This window comes from Heyndrickxia sp. FW510-T9 (assembly GCF_058781025.1).
Genome location: NZ_JBYSWK010000111.1, coordinates 1 through 960, shown reverse-complemented (window position 1 = coordinate 960; position 960 = coordinate 1). Strand labels below are relative to the sequence as shown.

Genomic DNA, 960 nt, shown 5'->3' with positions numbered 1-960 from the left:
TCGGAGAAGTATGTAACTCCTAAAGAGTTAGAGAAACTAAAAAAACAATATGAAAAAGAATTAGAGCAGTTAAGAGAAGAAAATGAAATACTAAAAAAGGCGATGCACATCTTCACGAAAAACCAAGCGTAATCTATACTTTCATTCAAGCTCACTCTGATGAACATGCGGTTGTGAAGATGTGCGAAATTCTTGAGGTTTCCACAAGTGGTTATTACAAATGGCTTAAAAAACAAAACACACCACCATCAGAAAAAGAAGCATATCGTTTGGAAATTAAGGGGAAAATCAGTAAGTCTTTTCATGAAAGCTATGGGACCTATGGAAGCCCTAGAGTGCATGCTGATTTGGTGGAGTGGGGGTATATTGTTTCCCAAAAAACAGTAGCTCGTCTTATGAAGGAAATGGGCTTAAAAGCTACACAAAAAGGAAAATATGTTATCACTACAGATTCTAATCATGATTTGCAGATTTATCCTAATTTACTCGATCGGAATTTCAATGTTGAAAAACCCAATAAGGTATGGGTAACTGATATTACTTATATTTGGACACTTGAGGGGTGGCTTTATCTAGCTTCTGTTATGGACTTGTTTTCCAGAAAGATTGTAGGGTGGAGACTTTCCTCACACATGAGGAAAGAATTATGTATTCAAGCGTTGAATATGGCGATTATATCAAGGCAGCCTGGAAAAGGATTAATTCATCATTCTGACAGAGGATCTCAGTATTGTTCTAATGAGTATACTGAGATATTGGATGAACAAAAAATGCAAAAAAGTATGAGTAAAAAAGGCGACCCTTATGATAATGCTTGTATTGAATCATTCCATGCCACAATTAAGAAAGATTTAATTTATAAGAGGCGTTTCGCAACTAGATCGGAAGCAATAAAAGCAATAAATTACTATATTAATAGTTTTTATAATGAGAGAAGAAGGCACTCTACATTGGAGAACT

General features: G+C 35.0%; 1 protein-coding gene. It reads left to right on the top strand.

All coding sequences use genetic code 11. The annotated features are described in order from the left end of the window. Positions 1-131: 131 nt before the first annotated feature. Positions 132-960: IS3 family transposase (locus AC3WJF_RS23050; RefSeq protein WP_492456438.1), on the top strand; the 829-nt coding region annotated here is incomplete at its 3' end.